This is a genomic window from Flavobacterium sp. WC2430 (genome assembly GCF_040822075.1).
Taxonomy (GTDB): Bacteria; Bacteroidota; Bacteroidia; order Flavobacteriales; family Flavobacteriaceae; genus Flavobacterium.
Genome location: NZ_CP162007.1, coordinates 1,137,362 through 1,163,902 on the forward strand (window position 1 = coordinate 1,137,362; position 26,541 = coordinate 1,163,902).

Consider the following 26,541-nt stretch of genomic DNA (forward strand, 5'->3'; position numbering starts at 1 on the left):
TCAAATGTCGTAAAGTAAAAAGCTTTGAGGCAACTCTATAAAAAACGCATTCATTTATTTGGATGCGTTTTTTGTTTTTGGGGTGTCCTCCGCAAAAGCTCTGGTCGGGCTATGCGTTGCAATCTTTTATTCCATTGCATTTCATAAAAGGATTTCCACTGCTATCCCTCACCCGAAAGAATTCATGTTTTAAATACATTTTGTTTTTCAAAATTCAGAATATACATACGTCAAAACAAATTACTTTTTTACCTTTATAAAAACGAACAACAATGAAAGTAGCAGTAATACAGTCGGCCATAGTTTGGGAAAACCCAGAAGCAAACAGAAATTATTTTGAAGAAAAAATCAATGCAATAGAGGAAAGTGTCAATCTCATTGTACTTCCTGAAATGTTTACAACCGGTTTTACGATGGAACCGGCCCAAGTGGCGGAGCCCATGAACGGCAAAACAGTGTTGTGGATGCAAGTTTTGGCGAAAGCCAAAAACTGCGCCATAACGGGAAGTGTGGTGATGGAAGAAAACTCGAACTTTTACAACCGCATGTTATTTGTGTTTCCTTCAGGTGAAATACAGCACTATGATAAAAGACATTTATTTACACTCGCAGGGGAAGATAAAGTCTACTCTAGAGGCGCTCAAAAATTGATTGTAGACTACCTAGGTTGGAAAATTTGTCCTTTGGTGTGTTATGACTTGCGCTTTCCTGTTTTCTCTCGTAATCTAGAGGATTACGATATATTGATTTATGTGGCAAGCTGGCCTAAAACTAGGATTAAAGCTTGGGATACGTTACTTGCAGCACGCGCGATTGAAAATATGAGTTATGCTATTGGTGTCAATAGAATAGGGAAAGATAATAATGGGTATGAATATGTAGGTCACTCACAAATGTTAGATTTCTTAGGAGAATCCTTGATTGAACCAATGGAACAAGAAGGTGTTTTTATAACGATACTTGATAAATCTAAATTAATAGAAGTTCGTAAAAAGCTTAATTTTTTAGGTGATAAAGATAATTTTGAAATTATAAATTAAAAACTAGATTTTTTCTTGGGATCTATTTTCTTTTTTGGCTCAGGCGTATAAGGAAGGCTTACATCAAAAACTTGGTCTACATCCCAGTTGGCACGTACATCAATTTCTTTAGAAAAATAAATAACCTCTTCGGCATATCTTTTTTCTAAATAATTACCAGCGTCGTATTGTTTGTTTTTGTTGTCGTCATAAATAATACGGAGCGTAAATAATGCGGGATCAAGTAAATTGAAGTCCACTACATTGTTTTTCTCGGTGTATTCGGAGGCTATAATATCTCCTTTTGCATTGGTGAGTTCGACTATGACTGGAAAATGTTTTACATTTTGTAATTGCACGCGAAGATTGCCATATTCGGCAGTATTTTTTGTGGTTAGATTATAGGTTAAGCTATCATTGGTTTTTTCATAAAAATCAGTTAACGCTCCCGGTAAAAGTGAAATGGTGTATTTTTCAGCAGGAGATTTTTTAAAATCAAAATATAGTTTTTGATTAAAATCATCATATTCGGTTGTGAAGTCTATTGCTGTAGAATCTTTGGTAATCAGCTTTATTTTTGAATTGTCAAATTTAATAAGCGGTATTGAGCTTTCTAAAGTGAATCGGTCTCTAAAGTTTAATATCCCATTCTGCAAGGTAGATATGCTTAAAGAATCCTTTTTCTGATCTTTAACTTTTAACATGAAATTTTCTTGGTATTTTCCTCTGGAAACAGATAAAGCCAAAGAGTCTGCTTTTATAGGTTTATACCATATTTGTAAAGAATCTTTTTTTGGCATTTGTGTAATGATGTTTGGAATCACTTCAGAACCTTTTTTAAGCGTGATTTGAGGTTTTGAGTTCTTTAAGTTTTGTTTGCCATCATAACCGAGTAATAATCGATTACCAGAAGCTTGACTAGGTTTTAAAGCTTTGTAATCTAGTGTTTCTTTGAAGAGCTCCAACTCAAAAATGGAGTCGTTTGGGATAGTAATATATTGTTTTCTAAATCCTATTTTATCTTCTTTAGGGTTGAATTTATTGTTACTATTTTTATCTTTTAGAGCTACTAATAGATATTTTCCTGCTTTTAAGTTTTCTAATCGAAACGTTTTTAAGCTATCTAAAGTATTAGTAACATATCTTGGAGTGTCTTTATATACAACTGAATCTTTAAAAGTATCATTTACTTCATACAACATGACAGACACAAAAGACTCTACTTCTTTATCGTAAGCATCTTTTATTTTGCCACCTATAGCTAGCGAATCAATAAAATCACCTGTAGAGAAGACATATTTAAATTGATTGTAAGGGTTACCTTCGTTGTTGTCAGCAATACTTTGACCAAAATTAAAACTGTAGGTGGTATTGGGTTGTAAGGTATCTTTTATTTTTATGGTTAGAAACTTACTAGCAGTTGTAGGTAATATTAGAGGCTCCTGTTTCATAGGAGGTGAAATAATTAATTGCTTGTTTAGGTTTTTTAATTTTATGTTTTCGTCAAAAACTAATTTGATTTCATCGCCTTTAAAATTTGTGCTGAAGTTTTTTGGGAAGCTCATTTTTAAAACGGGAGCAATAGTGTCTTTAAGACCGCCTGTTATAGTTCCTCTTTTAGCACAATTGGCTAGTGATAATGCTAAAAGTATAAATATAATGAGTGTGCTATTTTTCAACATATAGAATTTGAATTTGATAATACAAAATAACAATTATATTTACGGTAATTGAAATTTTTATAGATTTATTATGATTGCCTAATTTGAATTGAAATAGAACGCTTTCATATGCTATAATGAAATAAGTTGTAGTTGTATTTTTGGGTAAAATTTTTTTGAGATTTTAATTAGTAAATTTGGAGTATTGTACAACAGGTTATACAAGATAAAGTTATTTAATAAAATTAGAGGAATGAGAAAAATTGAACATATTGGAATTGCAGTTAAAGATTTGGATGTATCTAATGCTTTATTCGAAAAATTATTTGGAGCTCCAGCTTATAAATCAGAAGAAGTGGCTAGTGAAGGTGTGATGACTTCTTTTTTTCAAAATGGCCCTAATAAAATCGAACTTCTTGCAGCTACAAACCCAGATAGCCCTATTGCTAAATTTATTGAAAAAAAGGGGGAAGGGATTCATCATATTGCTTTTGATGTAGAAGATATCGAACAGGAAATTGCCCGATTAAAAAAAGAAGGTTTTATAGTGTTGAATGAGGTTCCTAAAAATGGAGCCGATAATAAAATAGTAGCCTTTTTGCATCCAAAAAGTACAAATGGGGTGTTAATTGAGTTATGTCAAGAAATAAAATAATTTTAGAATTCTAATAATCAGTAGTTTTGAATTTTTATTGTTTTATAATTGCAATTATCTAGAAAACTAAGTAAAAAATATTTGGAGTAAAGAAAAAATAGTAGTAATATTGCAAACTCTAAACCGGTCCTATAGCTCAGCTGGTTAGAGCACCTGACTCATAATCAGGTGGTCCCTGGTTCGAGCCCAGGTGGGACCACATTAACCCTTCAAAATTATTATTTTGAAGGGTTTTTTAATATACGCAAAAACCAGACTAGTTAAAAAATCGTATCTTTATATGTTAAAGGAGATTGTATGTTATTTAAGGTTAAATAGATTTTTTTTTGTCAGCTAATTTACTATTTTTGAAGCCAATGAAGATTGTGTCAAACAAATTTTATATTTTATTCATTTTCCTATTTTGGATTATGGACCTTACTGCTGGCAATGGTGCTGGTTCAGGTCCACCGTCTCCGACTGGAAAAAAACCACCACCTCCACCAGGGCTTCCAATAGACGATAATATTATAGTTTTATTTATTTTAGCGCTATTATTTGGGATATATATTATTTATACAAATACAATAAAAACAAGGACTTCAGCATAGTTGGAGTTGTTTTTTTCTTTAGGAAATATTTCTTTTTTATTATTTCATACAAAAAGCCCCGTCAAAATATTTTGACGGGGCTTTTTGTATGAAATTAATTATGTTGTTATGCTAGTAAATCTAGTACTAATGAGGGAAATAAACCTAAAGCAATATTCAAAACAATTGCAATTACCGCAACAGCATATATTACAACTGGCGTTCCTGTTCTTGTTTCATTAGCTTCTTTCGTATACATTGCAAGAATTAATTTAAAGTAGTATCCTACGCTTATAATCGAATTTACTACAGCAACTATTACTAAAGCAATATAACCAGCTTGAATCGTTTGATTAAATAAAACCATTTTTGCAAAGAAACCAGCAAAAATTGGAATACCAGCCATAGACAATAAAGAGGCAGTTAGAATTGCGGCCAATAAGGGATTAGTTTTTCCTAATCCGTGGAAATTGGTGATGTCTTCATTTTCGGTATTTTTACACACGTATAGAATTACGCTGAAAGCAGCAATTCCTGCAAGTGCGTAAGCCGAAGTATAATACAATAAACTTCCTGCGGCATTGGTCACACTTAGTAAAGTCATCAACATGAATCCTGCGTGTGAAATACCAGAGTAAGCCAACATACGTTTCACGTTTACTTGGCGCAATGCCATAATATTTCCCAGCGTCATGGAAGCCATAGATATGATCACGACAACTATTTGGAAAGAAGCAGACAGATCTGCATTCATAACATTCAGTAATTTAAACAATGTAGCGATGGCTACTACTTTTGCCAAAGTGCTCATTAAAGCAGTCGTTAAAGCTGGGGAACCTTCGTAAACATCTGGCGCCCAAAAATGAAATGGTACGGCCGCTATTTTGAAAAACATTCCGATTGTCACTAGAACGATTCCGATTGGAAACCAAACAGGTAGTTCTGCAGACCTTGATAGTTCGCTTATTTCTGTAACATCAAATGTTCCCATGGCCCCGTAAATCAAACAGATGCCGAACAGTATAATCCCAGAAGCGAAAGATCCCATAAGGAAATATTTCAATCCCGCTTCATTACTTTTTACACTCAATCGGTTGCTTGCCGCCAAAATATATAGCGCGATAGACAAGACTTCGATTCCCAAGAAGAACATCGCTAAGTTTCCAAAAGAAACCATAGCTACCGTTCCAGCCAATAGAAACACTTTTATGGCAATGAAATCTGATATTTTAGTTTGATGGTTTTCATAAAATTTATGACTCAGTGCCACCAGGAAAATCGTTAGTATGATAAACAAACCAGAGAATGCAGTGGAAAACTTATTTACAATAATCATGTTATTGTAATAGGCTTCAGGCGAATTAAATTCAGATATGTTCAGACCAAGAACGGCCAATAATCCAATAATTGTTATGGGAACGATGGCTTTCCTTAATTCGAAAATTTCAAATAAAAGGCATAAAACACCTAATCCTATTATAGCTATTAATGTATTCATTTTTTTTATTTGACTAGTTAATTCTATTAATTTGAGTTAAAATATTTTCCAAACTTGGAGTGATCAAGTCGGTAATTGGTTTTGGATACATTCCAAAGAAGAATAATACACCAACGATAAGAACCAAAGCCAAACCTTCTTTGAACGTTACATCAAGAAATACTTTTTTATTGGTTTCCCCCAACATTACATGTTGGTACATTTTCAGCATATAATAAGCACCCAAGATAATTGTTGTTCCACCTAGAAAGGCAAACCAAACATTGATTTGGGAAAGGCTATATAATACGGTAAACTCTCCAACGAAGTTAAAAGTGGTAGGCAATGCTACCGATGCCAAAACTAAAAGCAAGAACATCGAGGCGAATTTTGGCGATTGTGTGCGAATTCCGCCCATTTCGGCAATAGTTCTGGTTTCGTATCTTCTGAAAATGATTTCAGAAATAAAGAACAACCCAACCACAACAAATCCGTGTGCAATCATTTGCAAAACCGCACCGCGTAATCCGTCAATAGTCAATGTATAAGTACCTGCGGCGATTAGTCCAACGTGTGCCAGTGAAGAGTAAGCCAATAATTTTTTTAGGTCTTTTTGTCTCAGTGCTACAATTGAACCGTAAATTACTCCTGCAACTCCAAGGCTGATGAAGATATACATGTATTCTTTTGCCGCTAGCGGAGCAATTGGCAATTGCCAACGTATCACACTATACAATCCCATTTTTAACATGATACCAGATAGTAACATCGTACCTGCAGCGGGTGCTTTTTGGTACACATTCGCTTGCCAAGTATGGAAAGGAATAATTGGAATTTTAATAGCATACGCTAAAAAGAACGCCAAAAAGATCCATAATTGTTCTGTTGCTGATAACTTTAATTTGTATAAATCCTCTATCAAGAAACTTCCTGCTTTTTGATATAAATAAATAAAAGCTACAAGCATAAATAAGGAACCTGCTAAAGTGTAGATAAAGAATTTTACTACTGCTTTTTTACGCTCTTCAGTATCGCCATTACCCCAAATTAATGCGATAAAATAGATTGGAATTAAAGATAATTCCCAGAAGATATAATATAATAGGCCATCTGCTGCAAGGAAAGTTCCTACCATTGCAAATGACATAAATAAGATAAGAGCATAAAATGCTTTCGCGTTTTTATAATCAGTACCAAATGAAGTGTAAATAATGATCGGTGTCAATGCTGTTGTCAATAAAAGCATGGCAATTGCTAATCCATCTGCCTTTAAAGCAAAAGAAACATTGGGTTGATTTATCCATTGGCATAAAAAGCTTATGTTTTCACCTAAATTATAATGGTTTAACAATACAATCGAACAGCCTAATGCTGCTATTCCAAAGAACAAAGCCACTTTTGAAGCTAGTTTATCACCAGCGATATAAGTTGCAAATGCGCCAACTAAAAGTATAATTAATATTAGAGATACATTCATAGTATAAAATTATTGAGCTAAAAATAAATAGGTTATGATGGCACAAATGCCTAATACAAAAACAAAAAGGTAACGTCCGATACTTCCGTTTTGTATTTTTTTACCTTGAAAACCTAATTCGTTGGTTACTTTTCCTAGACCGAAAACTAAAGACGATAATGAAGTTTCTACGTTATCTCTAAAGAATTTTGACAGACCGTTTATTGATTTTACAAATATAGAATCATAAATTTCATCAACATAGTATTTATTATAAAGTACTTTGGCAAATCCAGTAATTTTTGAATCTTCCTCAGGAACGATATTTTGTTTGATATATTTTGCATAAGCTATTCCAATACCTACTAGACCACCAATCACAGCAATTAACATCAAAGTGTATTCTGTTGTTCCAAAATGGTGTTCTTCAGTAGCTACTTTTGTAAATAATGGAGCCAAGTATTCGTTCAACCAGCTATTTGTAGGTAAACTAATTAATCCGCCTATAGTTGCTAAAATTGCTAGAACAATTAATGGGAATGTGATTAAAGAAGGACTTTCATGTAAATGACTTTTTTGTTCAGCTGTACCTCTAAAATCATTAAAGAAAGTAAGGTATAGTAAACGGAACATATAGAAAGCTGTCATTAGTGACGCTAATGAAGCGATGAACCACAGTATTTTGTTGTGCTCAAACGCAACCATTAAGATTTCATCTTTCGAGAAAAAACCTGAAAAAGGTGGGATTCCTGAGATGGCTAATGACGAGATTAAGAAAGTAAAGAATGTGATTCCCATTACTTTTTTCAATCCACCCATTTTTCTCATGTCTTGTTCGCCATGTAACGCATGTATTACTGAACCTGATCCAAGGAACAAACAAGCTTTAAAGAAAGCGTGGGTGATTACGTGGAAAACGGCTACTTCATAAGCACCTAGTCCTAATGCTAAGAACATTAATCCTAATTGTGAAACAGTAGAGTAGGCTAGTACTTTTTTAATATCCGTTTGAACCAATGCAATTGTTGCTGCTACTAGTGAGGTAACTGCTCCTACAATGGCAATAATATTTTGAACATCTGGAGCCAAATCAAATAAGTAATTCAGTCTTGTAATCATGAAGATTCCTGCAGTTACCATCGTCGCCGCGTGTATTAATGCCGAAACCGGTGTAGGTCCTGCCATCGCATCTGGTAACCAAGTGTACAAAGGTATTTGTGCCGATTTTCCACAAGCTCCAATGAATAAAGCAAAGGCTGCTATGGAAATCCAAGTGATGTTTAAGTTGGTTGTTCCCGTGATAGCTGTTTTTAACGTAGCATAATCAAGTGTAGAGAACATCGAACCAATAATGAATATCCCGATTAGTAAACCAAGATCTCCTATTCTATTCATGATAAATGCTTTTTTAGCAGCATCGTTGAAGTCTTGGTTTTTATGCCAAAATCCAATAAGTAAGTATGAACATAATCCTACTCCTTCCCAACCAATGAATAAGACTAATAAGTTGCTACCTATTACAAGCGTTATCATAAAAAATATAAACAGGTTCAAGTAAGCAAAGAACTTGTGCATATTCTCATCATCATGCATATAGCTGATGGAGTATAAGTGAATCAACGAACCAATTCCGGTTACAAAAATCAACCATAAGATAGATAATTGGTCTAAAAGAAAACCAAAATCTACTTTGAAATTACTGATCTGAATCCAATCAAACAATTGAATTTGGATCGCTTGATGCGTTTGGCTTATCTGCATGAAAAAGTAAACCGAAGTAGCAAATGAGGTTGCGACAGTCAATGTCCCAAGTATTCCAGATGCCGACTTACCAATGCTTTTTCCGAAGAAAACATTAAATAAAAATCCTATAAAAGGAGCTAGTAATAAGAGTAAAGTTAAACTTGTATCCATTGAAATTTATCCTTTTAAGTTTTTTAAATTATTGATGTCAATTGAACCTAAATTTCTAAATATCGAAACTAGTATTGCTAATCCTACAGCAACCTCGGCAGCGGCCACAGCCATAGAGAAAAACACGAAAATTTGTCCTTGTGCATCTTGATGGTAAGTAGAAAAAGCAACAAACAAAAGATTGACAGCATTAAGCATAATTTCGATTGACATAAATACGATGATGGCATTACGTCTATATAACACTCCGAAAACTCCAATACTAAAAAGTATCACAGAAAGGAAGATATAGTTTTCGATGCCTATTTCATTTAAAATATTGTTCATGTTATTTCTCTGTTTTTTCTTTTTTAGACAATAGAACCGTTCCAATCATTGCTACTAAAAGCAAGATAGAGGCAAATTCGAATGGAACCATGTACTCATTCAATAGTACTTTTCCTAAAACTTTTATTGATTGGTAATCTTCACCAGTAAAATCGTATTCACCAGTAATTGGTTTCGAGTTGATGAAAACAGCAAGTAGAACCAAGCAAATCAAACAAAAGGAAACAATAGCTCCTAAACGAGTGATTCTAGGTTTATGAACTTCATTTTCTTTATTCAAGTTCATTAACATGATCGTGAATAGAAACAAAATCATAATTGCTCCCGAGTATACTATGATATGAACTACTGCTAGAAACTGTGAGTTCAATAATAAATAATGTCCTGCAATCGAGAAAAAACAAACAACAAGATATAGCGCACTGTGAATTGGGTTTCTGCTAAAGATTGTCAAAAATGCAGTTGACAATGTGATGGCAGCTAAAACACAAAATATAATAAGTATAGTTGACATTAGTTGGCGTTTTTAAGTTGTGCATTTTTCATTGCGATATCTAATGGCATAACCAATTTATCTTTTCCAAAAATAAAATCTTCTCTTTCATAACTGGAAGGAACCAATACTTTTGAAGTAGTCAGGTAAATAGCGTCTTTTGGACAAGCTTCCTCACACAAACCACAAAAAATACAACGCAACATATTGATTTCATAAATCGAAGCATATTTTTCTTCACGGTACAAATGTTTTTCTTCCGGCTTACGTTCTTCGGCTTTCATGGTAATTGCTTCCGCAGGGCATGATAAAGCGCATAATCCACAAGCAGTGCAGTTTTCTCTTCCTTGCTCATCGCGTTTCAACATGTGTTGACCACGGTAAACGGGACTCATTTCACGTACTTGTTCTGGATATTGAATCGTAACTTTTCTTGTAAATAAATGCTTGATTGTAATCATCAAACCCTTGACAATTGCAACAATGTACATTCTTTCCAAAAAACTCATCTCTTTATTAGAGACTTGCTTTTTTCTTCCCGATAAGGATATGGCTTCTATTGACATTTTTTATTTTTTATTTAAAGCTTCTTCCTGCTATTCGTTTCAATCTTTTATCCTGAACTTGTTTCAGGATCCTGAAACAAGTTCAGGATAAAAGGATTTCCACTGCTATCAGGGCTAGGCGTTTTTTTGATGCTATTTAAAATCCTAAATAAATGGCGATTTGATCTCTCAAAATCATAATTCCAGTGATGATAATATTGATGATTGATAACGGAATTAATACTCTCCAACCTAAATGCATCAATTGATCGTATCTAAATCTTGGAATAGTCCATCTTACCCACATGTAAAAGAAGATGAAGAAACATATTTTTCCAAATAAAACTCCAATTCCTATTACGTTAGCAATATTCACTCCCCAGTGTTCTACTGCCCAAGCCATTCCTGGATAGTTGTAAGCTCCAAAGAACAAAACAGCTATAATGGTAGAAGAAATAAACATATTTGCATATTCAGCAAATAGGTAGAATCCCATTTTCATAGAGGAATATTCCGTATGGTATCCACCAATCAATTCACTTTCGCATTCCGCTAAGTCAAATGGTGTTCTATTTGTTTCAGCAAAAGCACAAATTAAGAATATGAAAAATGATAATGGTTGGTAAAACACATTCCAGTGCATTCCGGGTTGTTGCGCAGCGATTTCTCTCAAACTCAATGTTCCTGTCATCATCAACAAAGCAATAATAGACAATCCCATAGCAACTTCATAAGAAATCATTTGTGAGGCAGCACGAACCGCTCCCATCAAAGAGAATTTATTATTAGATGCCCATCCACCAATCATGATTCCGTAAACTCCCACTGACATTACACCAAATACATATAATAAGGCTACATCAATATCAGTCGCTTGTAAAATAATGTCTCTACCAAAAAGGTGAAACTTATCTCCCCAAGGAATTACTGCACTGGTCATCAAAGCCGTACTCATGGCAATTGCTGGTCCTACGAAGAATAAAAATCTATTTTTTGTGTCAGGTTCAAATTCTTCTTTCGAGAATAATTTTAAACCATCAGCTAACGGTTGAAGAATTCCACCTTTACCAGCTCTATTTGGTCCAATTCTATCTTGAAGCCAAGCTGCTACTTTACGTTCAGCAAGCGTAGAATACATCGCCATTATCATTGTAATTGCAAAAACAACTAAGATGATGACACTTTTTTCTATAATTATAGTACTATCGATCATAGGTTAAAGATTTCCGTGATTAAATTTTTCTTGATCTTCTTTATCCAATGGGATAGCAGGCATGCTTATCTTTTTACGATCTTGTTCTCTACCTTTTAGAATTCCTTCTTCTGTAGCGATATGTACCGTGTCTAATTTTTGTGTGTAATTGTTTTGATTGATAACCGAATCTTTATCAAATTCTCTTGGTCCTTCAATAACCCAGTCCGCTGGATCTTTGTGGTCAAAACGACATTCATTACAAATGAATTCTTCTACTTCATGGTACACATCTTTACGACCTGTAACTCTTTGAATTTCGTCACCAAACATCCAAACCGTAGTTTTTCCACAACATCCTGGAGTAGTACACTCTCTATGGGCATCGTAGGGTTTGTTGAACCAAACTCTTGATTTGAATCGGAAGGTTTTATCAGTTAATGCACCTACTGGACATACATCAATCATATTTCCAGAGAATTCATTGTCAATTGCTTTGGAGATACAAGTAGAAATATTCGAATGATCTCCTCTGTCCATAACTCCATGTACACGATTGTCTGTCAATTGATCAGCAACCATTACACAACGATAACAAAGAATACAACGATTCATGTGTAATTGAATATTTGGACCGATATTTTCTGGTTCGAATGTTCTTTTTTCTTCTATGAAACGGCTTTTTGATTTTCCGTGTTCAAAACTTAAATCTTGTAAATCGCATTCTCCCGCTTGGTCACAAACTGGACAATCTAAAGGGTGATTAATCAATAAAAATTCAGTTACAGATTGTCTCGCTTCTCTTACTCTATCCGAAGATTTGCTGTTTACTTCCATACCATCCATGCATCCTGTTACACAAGAAGCCATCAATTTTGGCATAGGTCTTGGATCTGCTTCACTACCTTTAGCTACTTCCACTAAACAACAACGGCATTTTCCACCGCTTCCTTTTAGTTTAGAATAATAGCACATCGCTGGGGGAACAGATTCACCACCAATCATACGTGCTGCTTGCAGGATAGTTGTTCCTGGTTCTACTTCTATGCTTTGACCGTCTATTGTTACTTTCATTTCTTACTTTTGTTTTTTTAGTTTAAAGTTTAAAGTTTCAGGTTGTTACACTTGAAACTAAAAAAAACTTGAAACTTGAAACTATTTTAAACTGTTTGTTTTGTTACTAAGTGCTTTACTTGAGCAAATGGTTCTTCTACAAAGTGATTTCTATTTTTTATTTTTTCTGGGAAACGAACATGGTATTCAAATTCATCTCTAAAATGACGAATAGCTGCTGCTACTGGCCATGAAGCAGCATCTCCAAGTGGGCAAATCGTGTTTCCTTCAATTTTACTTTGAATACTCCAAAGCAAATCAATATCCTCTTCACGACCTTGTCCGTTTTCAATACGCCACAATACTTTTTCTAACCAGCCTGTTCCTTCACGACAAGGGGAACATTGTCCACAGCTTTCATGGTGGTAAAAACGAGCAAAGTTCCAAGTGTTACGTACAACACAAGAAGTGTCATTGTAAACGATAAATCCTCCAGAACCTAGCATCGATCCTGTTGCAAATCCACCATCACTTAAAGACTCATACGTCATCAAACGATCATCACCATTTGCTGTTTTATAAATCAAATCAGCTGGTAAAATGGGTACAGATGAACCTCCAGGTACTAAAGCTTTCAAAGGTCTGTCAGAACTCATTCCTCCAAGATATTCGTCAGAATTCATAAATTCATAAACAGATAAGCCCAATTCAATTTCATAAACACCAGGGTTTTTTACATGTCCTGAAGCAGAAATTAATTTGGTTCCCGTAGATCTTCCAATTCCTATTTGTGCATATTCATCACCAGAATTGTTTACAATCCATGGCACCGAAGCAATTGTTTCTACATTATTTACTACAGTAGGATTTGCCCACAATCCAGAAACTGCTGGAAATGGTGGCTTGATACGAGGATTTCCTCTTTTTCCTTCTAATGATTCAATTAATGCAGTCTCTTCACCACAGATGTAAGCACCAGCACCACAGTGAACGTAAAGTTCTAAGTCGTAACCTGTACCTAATATATTTTTTCCTAACCAACCGGCTGCTTTCGCCTCGGCAATGGCTCTTTCTAATATTTTATAAACCCACATGTATTCTCCACGAATGTAGATATACGATAGGTTTGCACCCAATGCAAAACTAGAAGTAATCATTCCTTCGATCAATAAATGAGGAATAAATTCCATCAAATAACGGTCTTTGAAAGTCCCTGGTTCTGATTCATCAGCATTACAAACTAAATGTCTTGGTTTTCCTGATTTTTTATCAATAAAACTCCATTTCATTCCAGCAGGAAATCCAGCACCACCACGACCACGAAGTCCTGATTTTTTTACTTCTTCAACAACTTCGTCAGGAGTCATTGCTTTCATTGCTTTCTCTACAGATGCGTAGCCACCTTCTTTACGATAGACTTCGTAAGTTTTGATTCCGGGAACGTTTATTTTATCTAATAATATTTTTTTTGACATCTTATTTATCGTGTAATATTATTTTATTATCTCTACAATCAGCGATTAACTGATCAATTTTGTCTTCGGTAAGGTTTTCTTTGTAAAAATCACCCAATTGCATCATTGGTGCATATCCACAAGCACCTAGACATTCAACTCCTTTTACTTCAAATAGACCGTCAGCAGTGGTTTCACCTATTTTAACACCCAATTTTTCACAAGTATAGTCCATCAAATCTTCAGTTCCTTTTAAACAACAAGGAGAAGTTTGACAAAATTCAAACATATATTTTCCAATAGGTTTTTGATTGTACATGGAGTAGAACGAAACTACTTCATAGACTTCAATTGGTAGAATTTGAATAATTTCAGCGACTTTGTCCATTAATTCTGTGCTAAGCCAATTTTCATGAGCATCTTGCACTTCGTGTAGAACGGGTAATAAAGCTGATTTTCGTTTGTCTGCGGGATAATGACTAATTAATTCATTGATGCGATTCATCAACTCGTCAGTCATATTTATTTCTTGTTTGTAAGGGGTACATTTCATAATTTATGCGTCTAATTCTCCTGCGATTACATTTAAACTTGATAAAATAACAATCGCATCTGATAGTAATGAACCTTTTATCATATCTGGATAGGCTTGGTAATAAATAAAACAAGGTCTTCTAAAATGCAATCTATAAGGAGTACGACTTCCGTCTGTTACTAAATAAAAACCTAGTTCCCCATTTCCACCTTCAACAGGATGATATATTTCTGCCACTGGAATTGGAACTTCTCCCATTACAATTTTGAAATGGTAGATTAATGACTCCATATTAGTGTATACATCTTCTTTTGGAGGAAGATAATAGTCCGGAACATCTGCATGAAAATCATTTCCTTCTGGCATTTTTGCTAATGCTTGACGAATGATGCTCAAACTTTCCCAAACTTCGGCATTACGAACGCAAAAACGATCGTAAGTATCTCCTGATTTTCCAACAGGAATTACAAAGTCAAAATCTTCATAAGAGCTATATGGTTGTGCAACACGTACATCATAATCGACACCTGCAGCACGTAAGTTAGGTCCTGTGAAGCCATAAGCCATAGCTTGTTCAGCAGAAATTGCACCTACATTAACTGTTCTATCAATAAAAATCCTGTTTCTTTCGAATAGGTTTTCAAATTCTTTCCAAGCTGCAGGAAATTCTTCTAAAAACACGTCTAGTTTTCTGAAAGCTTCTGGTGACCAGTCTCTTTCGAAACCACCAATTCTTCCCATGTTAGTGGTCAAACGAGCACCACAAATTTCTTCGTAGATCTCGTATACTTTTTCCCTGAATTGGAACACATAAAGGAAACCAGTATAGGCTCCAGTGTCCACTCCCAAGATAGAGTTGCAAATAATGTGATCTGTAATTCTGGCTAACTCCATTACAATAACTCTCAAATATTGAGCACGTTTGGGAACTTCAATATCCAACAGTTTTTCCAAAGTCATCCACCATCCCATATTGTTAATAGGAGAGGAGCAATAGTTCATTCGGTCAGTAAGTGGTGTAATTTGATAAAAAGGACGGTTTTCAGCGATTTTTTCAAAAGCTCTATGAATATAACCAATAGTTGGTTCGGCTTCTAAAATTCGCTCCCCATCCATCAACAAAATGTTTTGAAAAATTCCGTGCGTAGCGGGGTGAGTAGGACCTAAATTTAGAATTGAAAGCTCGCTTCCATCTTCGTTTAGCTTCTCTTTTATTATTTTAGCATATCGATGCTCTGGTGGTAATAATAGTTCTGACATTTATAGAATGTGAAAAATTATATATTCTGTTTTTAGCAATTGTCTATTGTTCTACCGAAAAAACGGTCGTCTTTATCGGTTCTTCCGCCGTCTTCCATTGGGAACTCTTTTCGCATTGGAAAAGAAATCATCTCATCCATATTTAAAATACGTTTCAATTGAGGGTGACCAACAAAGTTAACTCCATAAAAATCATACGTTTCTCTTTCCATCCAATTGGAGCTTAAGAAAATATTTGATATTGTTTTTATTTCTGGTTTTTCACCATTAATAAAGGCCTTAATTTTTATGCGTTTGTTTTCGTACCAATTGTGCATATGATATACAATTGCAAATTGTCTGTCTACTTCGTTATCTGGATAATGAATACCACATAAATCAGTTAAAAAGTGAAAACGCAATATAGGGTCATTTTTCAAAAAAAGGATCACTGCCGTTATTTTGTCGGAAGCTACTTCTAATGAAAACACATCTCTTTCTTGATTAAAATTGAAGACCGTAGCACCAAATGTCTCTGTCAATTTATCCTGAATTTCTATTGTTTCTAAAGCCATTTTGTTATTTGATATTATAAGAAGCCAATAATTCTTGGTATTCTGGAGAACTTCTTCTTCTTACAGATTCTGTTCTAACTAATTCTTGTAATTTCATTACTCCATCTACTATTTGTTCTGGTCTTGGTGGACATCCAGGAACATATACATCTACAGGGATTACTTTGTCTATACCTTGTAATACAGAATACGTATCAAAAATTCCTCCTGAAGAAGCACAAGCACCAACAGCAATTACCCAGCGAGGTTCTGCCATTTGCTCGTATACCTGACGTAAAATTGGAGCCATTTTTTTAGAAATAGTTCCCATTACCATTAACATATCCGCTTGACGGGGAGAAAAACTAACGCGCTCAGATCCAAATCGTGCTAAGTCATAATGTGATGCCATAGTAGCCATAAATTCAATTCCACAACATGAAGTTGCAAAAGGCAATGGCCAAAGTGAATTGGCGCGAGCCATTCCTACTACATCATTCAGTTTTGTAGCGAAGAATCCTTCTCCTACAACACCTTCTGGCGGGGCAACCATTTTTATATTCGAATCGCTCATTTTTTATTTTTTTGAATTATATATTAGAAATATAGAATTGAAATTCAATATTTAAAATTATTCTTTATTCCCAAACTAACGCTTTCTTTTTGATGATATAGAAAAATCCAACCAACAGTAAAAGCATGAAAATTACCATTTTCACCATTCCTTCCATTCCTAGTTCTTTGAAGTTAATTGCCCATGGATATAGGAAAATTACTTCCACATCAAATAGAACAAATAATATAGCAACTAGAAAATATTTAACAGAGAAAGGAATACGTGCATTACCAACGGATTCGACGCCACATTCAAAGTTTTTGTCTTTGATTTCTGACTTTCTTTTTGGTCCTAATTTGCCAGAAACGATAATGGTTCCTACTACAAATCCTACAGCTAATAAAAACTGTATTAAAATGGGAATATAATTTAGTTGATCAGATTGCATAATTATTATTTTTAGGGACTAAAATAAGTGACAAAGATAGGTTTCAAGGAATTAAAACACAAGTTAATGAATGAAATTAGTTTATTTGAAAATGTGTTTTTTAATTAATTTTTAATGATTATAAATAGTAGTGTATTTCGGCTTGAGTATAATCAAAAAAAAACGCTTCGAAATAAATCGAAACGTTTTAAACATTCGTAGGCAAAAAATAATTTTTGCTTAGATAACTGCTACTTTCGCAGCAACTTTTCCTTTTCTTCCTTCTTCTTCTTCATAGCTAACTCTGTCACCTTCGCGTAATTCTTCCGCGTTGATTCCTGAAGCGTGAACAAAAATGTCTTTTCCTGTTTCTTCGTCTGTAATGAATCCGTAACCTTTTGACTCATTGAAAAATTTAACTGTACCTGTACGCATTGTAATAGTAATAATAATTTATAATGAGGCAAATATAATATATAATATAATACGAATACTATCAATGTCATTTTTTTTATTAAAATAATTGATATTCAACGTTTTCCAACAAATAGTACCGACTAAATACCTTAGCTTAATTTGATGTGTAGTTCTTTTAATTGTGTTTCGTCAATAGGAGACGGCGCATCAATCATCACATCTCTACCTGAATTGTTTTTAGGGAAAGCAATGAAGTCACGTATTGTTTCTTGACCTCCTAAGATAGCAACTAATCGATCTAATCCAAAAGCTAATCCTCCGTGTGGCGGGGCTCCAAACTGGAATGCGTCCATTAGGAATCCAAATTGTGCTTTGGCTTCATCCTCAGTAAATCCTAAATATTTAAACATTAATTGTTGTGTTCCTTTATCATGGATACGTATAGAACCTCCTCCAATTTCATTTCCATTCAAAACCATGTCATATGCATTGGCACGAACTTTTCCAGGATTGGTTTCTAATAAGTGCATGTCTTCCGGTTTTGGTGAAGTAAAGGGGTGATGCATAGCATGATAACGTCCTGATTCTTCATCAAATTCCAATAATGGGAAATCAACAACCCATAATGGTGCAAATTCTGCAGGATTTCTTAGACCTAATCGCGTAGCTAGTTCCATACGCAAGGTACTTAGTTGCGCTCTTGTTTTGTCAGCAGGACCAGATAGTACAAAGATCATATCTCCAGCTTGCGCTCCTGTAGTTTTTGCCCAATTGGATAAATCAGCTTGGTCATAAAATTTATCTACAGATGATTTATAAGTCCCATCTTCGTTACATTTCACATAAACCATTCCTGAAGAACCAACTTGTGGACGCTTTACCCATTCGATTAATGCGTCAATTTCTTTTCTGGTGTAGTTTCCAGCTCCTGGAACGGCAATTCCAACAACTAATTCAGCAGCATTGAAAACCGGGAATTCCTTGCTTTTAGCTACTTCGTTTAATTCTCCAAACTCCATTCCAAAACGGATATCTGGTTTGTCATTCCCGTAGGTTTTCATGGCATGTTCATACGTCATACGAGGAAATTTGTCTACTTCAATTCCTTTTATTTCTTTTAGTAAATGACGGGTAAGTCCTTCAAAAACATTTAAAATGTCTTCTTGTTCTACAAATGCCATTTCGCAATCGATTTGTGTGAATTCTGGCTGTCTGTCCGCACGTAAATCTTCATCACGGAAACATTTCACGATTTGGAAATATTTGTCCATTCCACCTACCATCAATAATTGTTTGAAGGTTTGTGGGGATTGAGGTAAAGCATAGAATTGTCCTTCATTCATTCGAGAAGGTACAACAAAATCTCTAGCTCCCTCTGGTGTTGATTTAATTAGGTATGGAGTTTCTACTTCACAAAAATCCAAGTCAGAAAGATATTTTCGAACTTCCATGGCTACTTTATGACGAAAAAGCAAACTGTTTTTTACAGGATTTCTTCTTATATCAAGGTATCGGTATTTCATTCGAATGTCTTCACCACCATCTGTTTCATCTTCAATAGTGAAAGGTGGTGTTAAGGCGGCGTTCAAAATGTTTAGTTCAGTAACTAAAATTTCAATTTCTCCTGTAGCAATGTTTTTGTTTTTGGCTTCACGTTCGATAACCGTTCCTTTAACTTGAATTACAAATTCACGTCCAAGAGTTTTTGCTAGTTCAAATACGCTTTTTTCGGTACGACCTTCGTCAAAAATTAATTGTGTAATTCCATAACGGTCTCTTAAATCAACCCAATTCATAAATCCTTTATCACGAGATTTTTGAACCCAACCAGCTAAAGTTACTTCAGTATTTATATGTGAGGCATTTAATTCGCCACAATTATGACTTCTATACATTATTACAATTTTATATTATTTCAACAGTAGGCCATTTGACCCAGCTGCAAATTTAGGACTAATTATGAACAATGAATTGAGAAATTAGATTTTTTAGTAATTCTAAGTTAATATATTTTCAATTTCCAATGTTAAGCTTTCGTCCAATGTTACTAAATTGTTATCAAATAGTTTTTTAATTGTAAATACATCGTTATATTTGTGGAGATAACAATTAAAACCTTATACGATGAAAAAATATATAATGATTGCAGCCGTGTTAATTTCAGGTATGATATTCGCACAAAATAAAGAACCAAAATTAGAAGCTGTTGGAAATATGGTGAAAGTTACTTATCACCATGAAAATGGACAAGTACAACAAGAAGGATTTTATAAAAACGGAAAATTGCAAGGACAATGGGTTTCTTTTGATGCCAATGGGAATAAATTAGCCGTAGCTGAATATGATAAAGGACAAAAAGTAGGTAAATGGTTTTACTGGAATGATTCCGTTCTAAGTGAAGTTGATTATTCGGATAATAGAGTTGCTTCTGTTAAAAACTGGAAAAAAGATAATTTAGTTAACGTAGATTAATTAAAAAATATAATTCAATAAAAAGGCTTTCATGTTTATGAAAGCCTTTTTTTATGCCCGAACAATGCAGCAATCGATTTTGAAGTTTAGAAAATAGTATTAGACATAATTTCGACTTAGTAGTTAGTAATTGTAGAACTCAGATGAATGTACAATTATCATTAAATTGCGGTTTTGTATGTGTTTTAAATGTATCAGACTTTTTTGCTTTCTAGGATTTTAGTATAAAAAAAACCTGTCCAAATTAATGAACAGGTTTTTAGAATTATAAATTAAATTAAGGTATTACAGTGTATGTTTTGGATTAAATCCATCTTCACTCAATTCTTTATGCTCATAGTCAGCAACCATTTCTGCTTCGTAATCTATTTTTTCTCCTTTACTAAACTTAGCAATTATTTTTTCCATGATTTCATAAATCACAGGAACTACGATTAGCGTAAGAAAAAGAGAACTGATAAGTCCACCAATGATTACCCAAGCTAAACCATTTTTCCATCCTGCACCTGCACCAGAAGCTAATGCAATTGGGAACATTCCGAAAACCATTGCAATGGTCGTCATCAAAATGGGACGAAGTCGTGCATGATTGGCCTGAATTAATGCTGTTCTTATTGTTTCACCAGCAGCTCTTCGCTGGTTGGTATAATCGACAAGCATGATCGCATTTTTACAAACTAATCCAATTAACATAATGATACCAAGAATGGTAAATATATTCAATGTATTGTTAGTCAATGCTAGGGCTAGTAGAGCTCCAATAAACGATAAGGGAATTGCAAACAATACAACAAATGGATGTGCAAAGCTATCATATAAACCAACCATAATAAGATAAACCAGTATAATAGCTGCTAATAAAGCAATACCTAATGTTCCAAAACCTTCACTTTGGTTCTCTTGATCACCACCCCAAATGTAATTTACACCTACAGGTTTTTCTAATTTATCTAGTTTTACTTGCCATTCAGCTACAATAGTACCAGCAGGAACTCCTACATTTTGTCCTTGAACGGTAACAGATGCTGTTTTATCTCTACGTTCTAATTGACTAGGACCAGAACCTTCACTAATAGTTGCAAATTGTGATAGTTTAATTTGTTGACCCGCATTATTGATAAAAATTAGGTTACTAACATCTGTAATACTTTTTCGATCAAAAGCATTGTATTTAATATTGATATCGTATTCATATTCTCCTGCTCTAAATTTACCATCAGTATTACCGCTATATGCAGTTTGCATTGTCATACCAACGGTTTGAAGAGTTAGTCCTAATGCGCTCATTTTATCGCGATCTACTTGAACATTGATTTCAGGATTTCCATCCTCAACAGTCAATTTGATCTCTGTTGTACCAGGAATAGTGCGCAATTCAGCTTCTGCTAATTTAGCAAACTTCATGGCACTTTCTACTGAAGGTCCCGTAACAATTAATCCAAGTGTTGCATTTTCAGCTGTTCCTAAAATACCAACTGGAACGGTTTTTACTTTTGCTCCAACTAATACTTTTTCCAATTTGCGTTTGATTTTAGCGGCATAAACTGATGCTCCATCTGTACGCTCTTTTTGGTCAATCATTTTTACATCAATCTCCGATTTATAAGCAGTGGCCTGTGAAGCACCCATTCCCTCACTTGTTTGTCCAACTGTTGTAATTTGGCTATAAACATATTGTTCTTTTTTCAAAAATGATTCTGCTTTTTGGGTCATGAAATTAGTTTGTTCTAATGACGCATCTTTAGGCATTTCAATTTGAACTAAAAACTCACCACTATCTGATGCTGCAAAAAACTCACCACCAATAAATCCTGCAGGAATTAGCGCAATAGAACTAAAAAATATTAATAGAACAATTGCTAATGTAGTTTTGTAATGATCCAAACACCAAGTTAGTAAACCTGAAATCCAGTTGATAAAACGTGTTAAATAGCTTTCGAAACCAAGAATAATTCTTCCAAACAAGTTTTTACCTTCAATATGCTCTAATTTTCCAAAACGAGAAGACAACCAAGGGATAATGGTAAAGGAAGCCAAAAGGGAAAGCAATGTTGAGATAATCACGGTCACACAAAATTGTGTAATGATATTAGAAACCAGACCAGAACTCATTGCAATTGGTAAAAACACCACCACAATTACTAAAGTAATCGAAGTTACTGTTCCACCAATTTCAGCTGTACCGTCATAGGAAGCTCGAATTCTGTTTTTACCCATTTCCATGTGACGGTAAATGTTTTCTAACACCACAATTGCATCATCAACTAATATACCAACAACGAGTGATAGTCCTAATAAACTCATTAAGTTTAACGTATATCCTAAAAGGTAAATTCCTATAAAGGTTGCAATTAATGAAGCAGGTATTGAAACCATTACAATTAATGAGTTACGAATACTGTGCAGGAAAAACAACATTACAAAGGCTACCAAGATAACCGCAATTAATAAATCATGAAGTACAGAATCTGCTGCTTCTAAAGTATATATTGTACTGTCTTTAGCTATTTCTAGTTTTACATCATTCGTTTTATAATCTTTTTCTAATTGGTTGATACTCTTAACCAATTCTTCACTTACTGCAACTGCATTGGCATCAGATTGTTTTATTACTTGTAAAATAATTGCACTTTTTTGGTCTACACGAGATATTTTTTCAGCAATTTTCTGTGCATCTTGAACATCAGCGATGTCTTTTAATCTAATTTGAATTCCACCATTTGAAGAAACCACAAGATTTCTTAATTCTTCAACACTTTTATATTTTCCAGCAAGACGAATTAATATTTTTTGTTCCCGTGTTTGTATGTTTCCTGTTGGGAAATCCAGGTTGGAAGTTAAAATAGTTTGCTGTACTTGGGGAATGGAAAGACCATAACCTTGCATTTTAACGGCATCCAAATTCACTTGAATTTCACGTTCTTGACCACCCACAATATTTACTTGTGCTACACCAGTAACACGAGATAATACAGGAGCTATTTTTTTATCAATCAAATCATAAAAAGCGGCTTCATCCATTTTTCCATTAGCACCAATAGTCATAATTGGTAAATCACTTAATGAGAATTTAGAAAGCGATGGTGCTTTAGCATCATCTGGTAAATCACTTATTATGGCATTTATTTTACGCTGTGCGTCGTTCATCGAAATATCGACATCGGCATTTGAATTCAAAGAGATCGATACAATTGACAAACTTTCGTATGATTTAGAATCAATTTTTTTAATATTTTCTAAAGAAGCAATTGCATCTTCAATTTTTTTAGTTACTGTGTTTTCTACCTCACTTGGAGAAGCTCCAGGATATATTGTTGAAACAGTAATTACGTTTTGTTCGAATTTAGGAATCAATTCGTAGCCCAATTGGCTATAGCTAAAGAGTCCACCTAGGATTAGAATCGTAAATAATACGATTACTAACGAGGGACGTTTTATAGATATTTCTGCTAATTTCATATTTTTTAGTTGTAAGTCGTGAAATGGATTTTAAAATTTAAAATTCATTTTTTAAATTATTTTATGATCTCCACTTTATTGCCGTCTTGTAGATTGATTTGTCCAGTTACAATAACATTTTCACCGTCTGACAACCCATTTATGATTTCTACTTTGTCTCCTAAAATTCTTCCAGCAGTAACGGTTTTTAGTTTGGCGATTCCATTTTCAGCTACAAAAACTTGATTGCTACTCACACTTCCTACAAAAGCATTTCTAGGAACGGTCATCATAGATTGTTTTTGTTGTTTTGAAGCAAATTCAGCAGTTCCATACATACCAGCTTTTAAATCATTGTTGGAATTATTTGCTATTTCTATTTCTACTGGAAAACTTAAACTTGAATCTGCTTTTGGTGCGATAAAAGTTATTTTACCAGAAAAGGTAACGTCAGGGTAAACACTAGCTGTAACGTTTACTGCATTTCCTAGCTTTAAACTAGCAACTTGGCTTTCGTTTACGGATACTTTTAGTTTTAATTTAGATACATTTACAATTTCAAACATTTGAGTTGCAGCTCCTAATACTGAACCTGGTTCAATGTATTTTTTGTTTACAATTCCATTTATAGTTGACTTGATGTTTGTGTCTCCAATATTTACTTTGGCTTGCTGTAATCTTGACTTAGAAGTTACTAAACTTAGTTTTGCTTGATCCAATTGTTGTTTGGTAACACCACCAGTTTTATAAGCATTTTCAAAACGATTGTAATCCGTTACTGCATTTTGGTATGCTGCCTCAGCAGTTTGTAAATCAGCATTTATTGATTCGCTTCGTACAATAGCTAATGTTTGACCTATTCTAACGCTTGAACCTTCATCCACAAGTACTCTAACAACTCTTCCTGGTTTTTCGGCAGAGAAGTTTAATTCTTGAAATGGTTCAAAACTACCATTTACAGAAAAATCCAAAGAAATTTCTTCTGTTTTTACAGGGTTTATTTTTACGGTAACACTAGCGTTTTTTTCTGCAACAATAGCAGTTTTTGCTTCGTTCTCTTTTTTATTACTTGTTAGAGTATATGCTATAAGTCCTAAAGCAGCTATAATTACTATTCCGATTAGTATGTTTTTTTTCATTTTTATTAGTTATTTATAAGTGTTTTTAGTTCTCCTTTTGATTTGATTAATTGTATTTCTGCTAGTTTGTAATCTAATATTGCAGCTGTATAGTTATTTTGTGCTTCAGTAAATGCGTTTTCTGCGTCCAGTAGATCTGTTAAAGAAGCTAAACCTTGAACATAATTGTTTTTAGTATTACTTAAAACTTCTTTTGCCAATTGCGCATTTGCTTTTTGATTTTGAATAGTTATCATACTGTTGTCTATTTGTGTTTTGGCATTAGCATAATCCAGATCAAGAGACAATTTTGTATCCTTTAAATCTTCTTGTAAAGATCGAAGTTCCACATCTGCTTTTCTTATTTTTGATCGGGTTTCAAAACCTGAAAAAATTGGTACTTTTAAATTCAATCCCACGGAAGAGAAATCAGACCAATATACACCGTCAGTAGGTTTTCCTCCCCAAGGCATTTTTGGTCCTTGTCCGATGTAGTTATATCCCGCTGTAAGAGATAGTGTTGGGTAGAGACCTGCTATTACTGACTTTTTTTGAAATTCTAGTAATTGCTCTTGCTTTTTCATTAACAAAAACTCAGTTCGAGTCTCTGTGTTTGGAGTTTCAGTAAATGATTGGGGACTTACTTCAAATGCAGCTTGGGGAATTTCAATTTTAGTCTCAATTGGCATTCCCATATAAAATTTTAAGGCATTTTCTTGAATTTGTACGGCATTCAAAACTTGTTGACGTTGTGTATTTATGTTTGAAATTTTCACCAATATCCTGTCTAAATCAATTTTCTTAGCGAGTCCGTTATCAAATTGTCCTTTAATAATATTCTTTACTTTAGTTGTATTTATAAAAGTGCTGTCAAGCACATTTAAATTTTGTCTTTGTACATATACTTGATAATAGTTATTAGCTACGCGTTCAATAACTTGTTCTTCTGTTAATTGTTCATTAATTTGGTAGAATTCTCGAGTTGATTTGGCAGCTTTTAATCCAGTAAATACGGACTGATCAAATAAATTTTGTGTCAAGGAAAGTCCAGCTGTTGAGCTCCATTTTTGTCCAAAATTTGCTTTTATTGTTTGTCCAGGTGTACCTCCAAAAGATCCTGCATCTAAAAATGTAGTTTGAAGAATTGGATTGTAAGTAAGCCCTCCATTAGCGGATATTTGTGGTAAAGCTCTAGCGCGTACTTCTTGAATTTGGTATTCGCTATTTTCAACTTTTAATTTCGCTTTTTTTGCATCTGCTTTGTTTTCTAATGCATAAGTTATTGCATCTTTTAGCGTTAGCGATTTAATTTCTTGCGATTTTGCTGTAATGGCAAAAGTTAAGAATGTTAATATGATTATTTTTCTCATTATATTTCTGGGTTAAGTAAGTGTTTTTCTAGTTCAATAAGTCCTTCTTGAGTAGCCATGGCTCTGGTGTGGTATTCTAATATTTCAAGCTCTATTTTTTGACCTTCTTTTTCTGAGCTAATGCTTCCTTTGATACTAAAAATGAGGTTGTAATAAAATTTTGTATAGTTTTCAGTATCAATATTTTTTCGATATAAACCTTGTTTAATTCCGTCCTCTATGTTTTTTCTAAAAACGGCATTGCACTCATTTATTTCTCTATCTATTACTTTTTCATATATTTCTGGATAATGTTTTTTCAATTGATAGACAGGCGAGGTGTCGGATGACTTAAACATTTCTTTAAACATTTTTCTAATTTCAAAGTTTTCTTCAATTGCGTTGTAATTATTCGTAATTATTTGATCGATAATCTGATGTACTTCTTTATGAATGGCATTTGTGCTTTCTTCAATCAGTAATTCTTTATTACAAAAATACTTGTAGATTGTTTTTTTTGAAATACACATTTCTCCAGCAATATCATCCATTGTGATGCTCTTAAAACCTAGTTTTAAAAACATTTCACTTGCTTTTTTTATTATTTTCTCTTTCATGTTC

Annotated in this window: 24 protein-coding genes and 1 tRNA gene; 4 read left to right on the forward strand and 21 right to left on the reverse strand. The window is 33.9% G+C overall.

Features of this window, described 5'->3' with window-relative positions; all coding sequences use genetic code 11:
- The first annotated feature begins 272 nt into the window (after positions 1–272).
- Complete coding sequence (locus tag AB3G36_RS04885; protein ID WP_367756585.1) at positions 273–1,040, forward strand: amidohydrolase; 768 nt, start codon at positions 273–275, stop codon at positions 1,038–1,040.
- Here AB3G36_RS04885 and AB3G36_RS04890 read toward each other — a convergent pair.
- Positions 1,037–2,701, reverse strand: coding sequence for an Ig-like domain-containing protein (locus AB3G36_RS04890; protein ID WP_367756587.1), 1,665 nt, complete (start codon positions 2,699–2,701; stop codon positions 1,037–1,039). The genes AB3G36_RS04885 and AB3G36_RS04890 overlap by 4 nt on opposite strands.
- A gap of 232 nt (positions 2,702–2,933) precedes the next feature.
- Here AB3G36_RS04890 and mce point away from each other — a divergent pair, with 232 nt between their 5' ends.
- Both mce and AB3G36_RS04900 read left to right on the forward strand, forming a co-directional pair.
- Complete coding sequence (mce, locus tag AB3G36_RS04895; RefSeq protein WP_367756589.1) at positions 2,934–3,335, forward strand: methylmalonyl-CoA epimerase; 402 nt, start codon at positions 2,934–2,936, stop codon at positions 3,333–3,335.
- Between the two features lie 125 nt (positions 3,336–3,460).
- Positions 3,461–3,534 (forward strand) — tRNA-Ile (locus AB3G36_RS04900).
- A 497-nt stretch (positions 3,535–4,031) separates the two neighbouring features.
- Here AB3G36_RS04900 and AB3G36_RS04905 read toward each other — a convergent pair.
- From AB3G36_RS04905 to aspS, 16 genes are all read right to left on the reverse strand, one after another.
- Complete coding sequence (locus tag AB3G36_RS04905) at positions 4,032–5,402, reverse strand: NADH-quinone oxidoreductase subunit N (RefSeq protein ID WP_367756591.1); 1,371 nt, start codon at positions 5,400–5,402, stop codon at positions 4,032–4,034.
- A gap of 13 nt (positions 5,403–5,415) precedes the next feature.
- Positions 5,416–6,858: a NuoM family protein gene (locus AB3G36_RS04910; RefSeq protein ID WP_367756593.1), complete on the reverse strand. Its 1,443-nt coding sequence runs from the start codon at positions 6,856–6,858 to the stop codon at positions 5,416–5,418.
- A gap of 9 nt (positions 6,859–6,867) precedes the next feature.
- Positions 6,868–8,751: an NADH-quinone oxidoreductase subunit L gene (nuoL, locus tag AB3G36_RS04915; RefSeq protein ID WP_367756595.1), complete on the reverse strand. Its 1,884-nt coding sequence runs from the start codon at positions 8,749–8,751 to the stop codon at positions 6,868–6,870.
- Positions 8,752–8,757: 6 nt separating this feature from the next.
- On the reverse strand, positions 8,758–9,078 hold the full coding sequence (gene nuoK / locus AB3G36_RS04920; protein ID WP_007137055.1) for an NADH-quinone oxidoreductase subunit NuoK: 321 nt from the start codon (positions 9,076–9,078) through the stop codon (positions 8,758–8,760).
- 1 nt (position 9,079) lies between these two features.
- The gene (locus tag AB3G36_RS04925) at positions 9,080–9,592 is read right to left on the reverse strand and encodes an NADH-quinone oxidoreductase subunit J (RefSeq protein ID WP_367756597.1); all 513 of its coding nucleotides are present in this window, start codon (positions 9,590–9,592) and stop codon (positions 9,080–9,082) included.
- The gene (locus AB3G36_RS04930) at positions 9,592–10,137 is read right to left on the reverse strand and encodes an NADH-quinone oxidoreductase subunit I (RefSeq protein WP_367756599.1); all 546 of its coding nucleotides are present in this window, start codon (positions 10,135–10,137) and stop codon (positions 9,592–9,594) included. Before AB3G36_RS04930 ends, AB3G36_RS04925 begins: the two co-directional genes overlap by 1 nt.
- Positions 10,138–10,273: 136 nt before the next feature.
- A complete protein-coding gene (gene nuoH, locus AB3G36_RS04935) occupies positions 10,274–11,326 on the reverse strand; it encodes an NADH-quinone oxidoreductase subunit NuoH (RefSeq protein WP_367757890.1) in 1,053 nt (350 codons plus the stop codon).
- 6 nt (positions 11,327–11,332) lie between these two features.
- The gene (locus AB3G36_RS04940) at positions 11,333–12,382 is read right to left on the reverse strand and encodes a 2Fe-2S iron-sulfur cluster-binding protein (protein WP_367756601.1); all 1,050 of its coding nucleotides are present in this window, start codon (positions 12,380–12,382) and stop codon (positions 11,333–11,335) included.
- 86 nt (positions 12,383–12,468) lie between these two features.
- A complete protein-coding gene (gene nuoF / locus AB3G36_RS04945) occupies positions 12,469–13,836 on the reverse strand; it encodes an NADH-quinone oxidoreductase subunit NuoF (protein WP_367756603.1) in 1,368 nt (455 codons plus the stop codon).
- Position 13,837: 1 nt separating this feature from the next.
- A complete protein-coding gene (nuoE, locus tag AB3G36_RS04950) occupies positions 13,838–14,368 on the reverse strand; it encodes an NADH-quinone oxidoreductase subunit NuoE (RefSeq protein WP_367756605.1) in 531 nt (176 codons plus the stop codon).
- 3 nt (positions 14,369–14,371) lie between these two features.
- Positions 14,372–15,610, reverse strand: a complete 1,239-nt coding sequence (locus AB3G36_RS04955) for an NADH-quinone oxidoreductase subunit D (protein ID WP_367756607.1) — start codon at positions 15,608–15,610, stop codon at positions 14,372–14,374.
- Between the two features lie 32 nt (positions 15,611–15,642).
- Complete coding sequence (locus AB3G36_RS04960) at positions 15,643–16,164, reverse strand: NADH-quinone oxidoreductase subunit C (RefSeq protein WP_367756609.1); 522 nt, start codon at positions 16,162–16,164, stop codon at positions 15,643–15,645.
- A gap of 4 nt (positions 16,165–16,168) precedes the next feature.
- Entirely contained in the window at positions 16,169–16,717 is a 549-nt protein-coding gene (locus tag AB3G36_RS04965; protein WP_367756611.1) for an NADH-quinone oxidoreductase subunit B, read from the reverse strand.
- 64 nt (positions 16,718–16,781) lie between these two features.
- The gene (locus AB3G36_RS04970) at positions 16,782–17,147 is read right to left on the reverse strand and encodes an NADH-quinone oxidoreductase subunit A (RefSeq protein ID WP_367756613.1); all 366 of its coding nucleotides are present in this window, start codon (positions 17,145–17,147) and stop codon (positions 16,782–16,784) included.
- 219 nt (positions 17,148–17,366) lie between these two features.
- Positions 17,367–17,561 carry a cold-shock protein gene (locus tag AB3G36_RS04975; protein ID WP_007137066.1) on the reverse strand — a complete coding sequence of 65 codons (195 nt, stop codon included), beginning with the start codon at positions 17,559–17,561 and terminating at the stop codon, positions 17,367–17,369.
- A gap of 131 nt (positions 17,562–17,692) precedes the next feature.
- Positions 17,693–19,438 (reverse strand): aspartate--tRNA ligase, encoded by a 1,746-nt coding sequence (aspS, locus tag AB3G36_RS04980; RefSeq protein ID WP_367756618.1) that lies wholly within the window; start codon positions 19,436–19,438, stop codon positions 17,693–17,695.
- 229 nt (positions 19,439–19,667) lie between these two features.
- Between aspS and AB3G36_RS04985 the strand changes: the two genes are divergently transcribed.
- Positions 19,668–20,015 carry a toxin-antitoxin system YwqK family antitoxin gene (locus AB3G36_RS04985; RefSeq protein WP_367756620.1) on the forward strand — a complete coding sequence of 116 codons (348 nt, stop codon included), beginning with the start codon at positions 19,668–19,670 and terminating at the stop codon, positions 20,013–20,015.
- 285 nt (positions 20,016–20,300) lie between these two features.
- Here AB3G36_RS04985 and AB3G36_RS04990 read toward each other — a convergent pair whose 3' ends face one another.
- Genes AB3G36_RS04990 through AB3G36_RS05005 form a run of 4 tightly spaced genes read right to left on the reverse strand, consistent with a single transcriptional unit; the run spans position 20,301 to position 26,537 of the window.
- Positions 20,301–23,474 carry an efflux RND transporter permease subunit gene (locus AB3G36_RS04990; protein ID WP_367756622.1) on the reverse strand — a complete coding sequence of 1,058 codons (3,174 nt, stop codon included), beginning with the start codon at positions 23,472–23,474 and terminating at the stop codon, positions 20,301–20,303.
- A gap of 56 nt (positions 23,475–23,530) precedes the next feature.
- Complete coding sequence (locus tag AB3G36_RS04995) at positions 23,531–24,592, reverse strand: efflux RND transporter periplasmic adaptor subunit (protein ID WP_367756624.1); 1,062 nt, start codon at positions 24,590–24,592, stop codon at positions 23,531–23,533.
- Between the two features lie 5 nt (positions 24,593–24,597).
- Complete coding sequence (locus AB3G36_RS05000) at positions 24,598–25,941, reverse strand: TolC family protein (protein WP_367756626.1); 1,344 nt, start codon at positions 25,939–25,941, stop codon at positions 24,598–24,600.
- A complete protein-coding gene (locus AB3G36_RS05005) occupies positions 25,941–26,537 on the reverse strand; it encodes a TetR/AcrR family transcriptional regulator (RefSeq protein ID WP_367756628.1) in 597 nt (198 codons plus the stop codon). Before AB3G36_RS05005 ends, AB3G36_RS05000 begins: the two co-directional genes overlap by 1 nt.
- Positions 26,538–26,541 lie beyond the last annotated feature (4 nt).

Excerpts from the sequence above, each read along its gene's own strand:
- AB3G36_RS04885 (WP_367756585.1), top strand. The coding sequence starts at position 273 with ATGAAAGTAGCAGTAATACAGTCGGCCATAGTTTGGGAAAACCCAGAA.
- AB3G36_RS04890 (WP_367756587.1), bottom strand. The coding sequence starts at position 2,701 with ATGTTGAAAAATAGCACACTCATTATATTTATACTTTTAGCATTATCA.
- mce (WP_367756589.1), top strand. The coding sequence starts at position 2,934 with ATGAGAAAAATTGAACATATTGGAATTGCAGTTAAAGATTTGGATGTA.
- AB3G36_RS04905 (WP_367756591.1), bottom strand. The coding sequence starts at position 5,402 with ATGAATACATTAATAGCTATAATAGGATTAGGTGTTTTATGCCTTTTA.
- AB3G36_RS04910 (WP_367756593.1), bottom strand. The coding sequence starts at position 6,858 with ATGAATGTATCTCTAATATTAATTATACTTTTAGTTGGCGCATTTGCA.
- nuoL (WP_367756595.1), bottom strand. The coding sequence starts at position 8,751 with ATGGATACAAGTTTAACTTTACTCTTATTACTAGCTCCTTTTATAGGA.
- nuoK (WP_007137055.1), bottom strand. The coding sequence starts at position 9,078 with ATGAACAATATTTTAAATGAAATAGGCATCGAAAACTATATCTTCCTT.
- AB3G36_RS04925 (WP_367756597.1), bottom strand. The coding sequence starts at position 9,592 with ATGTCAACTATACTTATTATATTTTGTGTTTTAGCTGCCATCACATTG.
- AB3G36_RS04930 (WP_367756599.1), bottom strand. The coding sequence starts at position 10,137 with ATGTCAATAGAAGCCATATCCTTATCGGGAAGAAAAAAGCAAGTCTCT.
- AB3G36_RS04940 (WP_367756601.1), bottom strand. The coding sequence starts at position 12,382 with ATGAAAGTAACAATAGACGGTCAAAGCATAGAAGTAGAACCAGGAACA.
- nuoF (WP_367756603.1), bottom strand. The coding sequence starts at position 13,836 with ATGTCAAAAAAAATATTATTAGATAAAATAAACGTTCCCGGAATCAAA.
- nuoE (WP_367756605.1), bottom strand. The coding sequence starts at position 14,368 with ATGAAATGTACCCCTTACAAACAAGAAATAAATATGACTGACGAGTTG.
- AB3G36_RS04955 (WP_367756607.1), bottom strand. The coding sequence starts at position 15,610 with ATGTCAGAACTATTATTACCACCAGAGCATCGATATGCTAAAATAATA.
- AB3G36_RS04960 (WP_367756609.1), bottom strand. The coding sequence starts at position 16,164 with ATGGCTTTAGAAACAATAGAAATTCAGGATAAATTGACAGAGACATTT.
- AB3G36_RS04965 (WP_367756611.1), bottom strand. The coding sequence starts at position 16,717 with ATGAGCGATTCGAATATAAAAATGGTTGCCCCGCCAGAAGGTGTTGTA.
- AB3G36_RS04970 (WP_367756613.1), bottom strand. The coding sequence starts at position 17,147 with ATGCAATCTGATCAACTAAATTATATTCCCATTTTAATACAGTTTTTA.
- AB3G36_RS04975 (WP_007137066.1), bottom strand. The coding sequence starts at position 17,561 with ATGCGTACAGGTACAGTTAAATTTTTCAATGAGTCAAAAGGTTACGGA.
- aspS (WP_367756618.1), bottom strand. The coding sequence starts at position 19,438 with ATGTATAGAAGTCATAATTGTGGCGAATTAAATGCCTCACATATAAAT.
- AB3G36_RS04985 (WP_367756620.1), top strand. The coding sequence starts at position 19,668 with ATGAAAAAATATATAATGATTGCAGCCGTGTTAATTTCAGGTATGATA.
- AB3G36_RS04990 (WP_367756622.1), bottom strand. The coding sequence starts at position 23,474 with ATGAAATTAGCAGAAATATCTATAAAACGTCCCTCGTTAGTAATCGTA.
- AB3G36_RS04995 (WP_367756624.1), bottom strand. The coding sequence starts at position 24,592 with ATGAAAAAAAACATACTAATCGGAATAGTAATTATAGCTGCTTTAGGA.
- AB3G36_RS05000 (WP_367756626.1), bottom strand. The coding sequence starts at position 25,941 with ATGAGAAAAATAATCATATTAACATTCTTAACTTTTGCCATTACAGCA.
- AB3G36_RS05005 (WP_367756628.1), bottom strand. The coding sequence starts at position 26,537 with ATGAAAGAGAAAATAATAAAAAAAGCAAGTGAAATGTTTTTAAAACTA.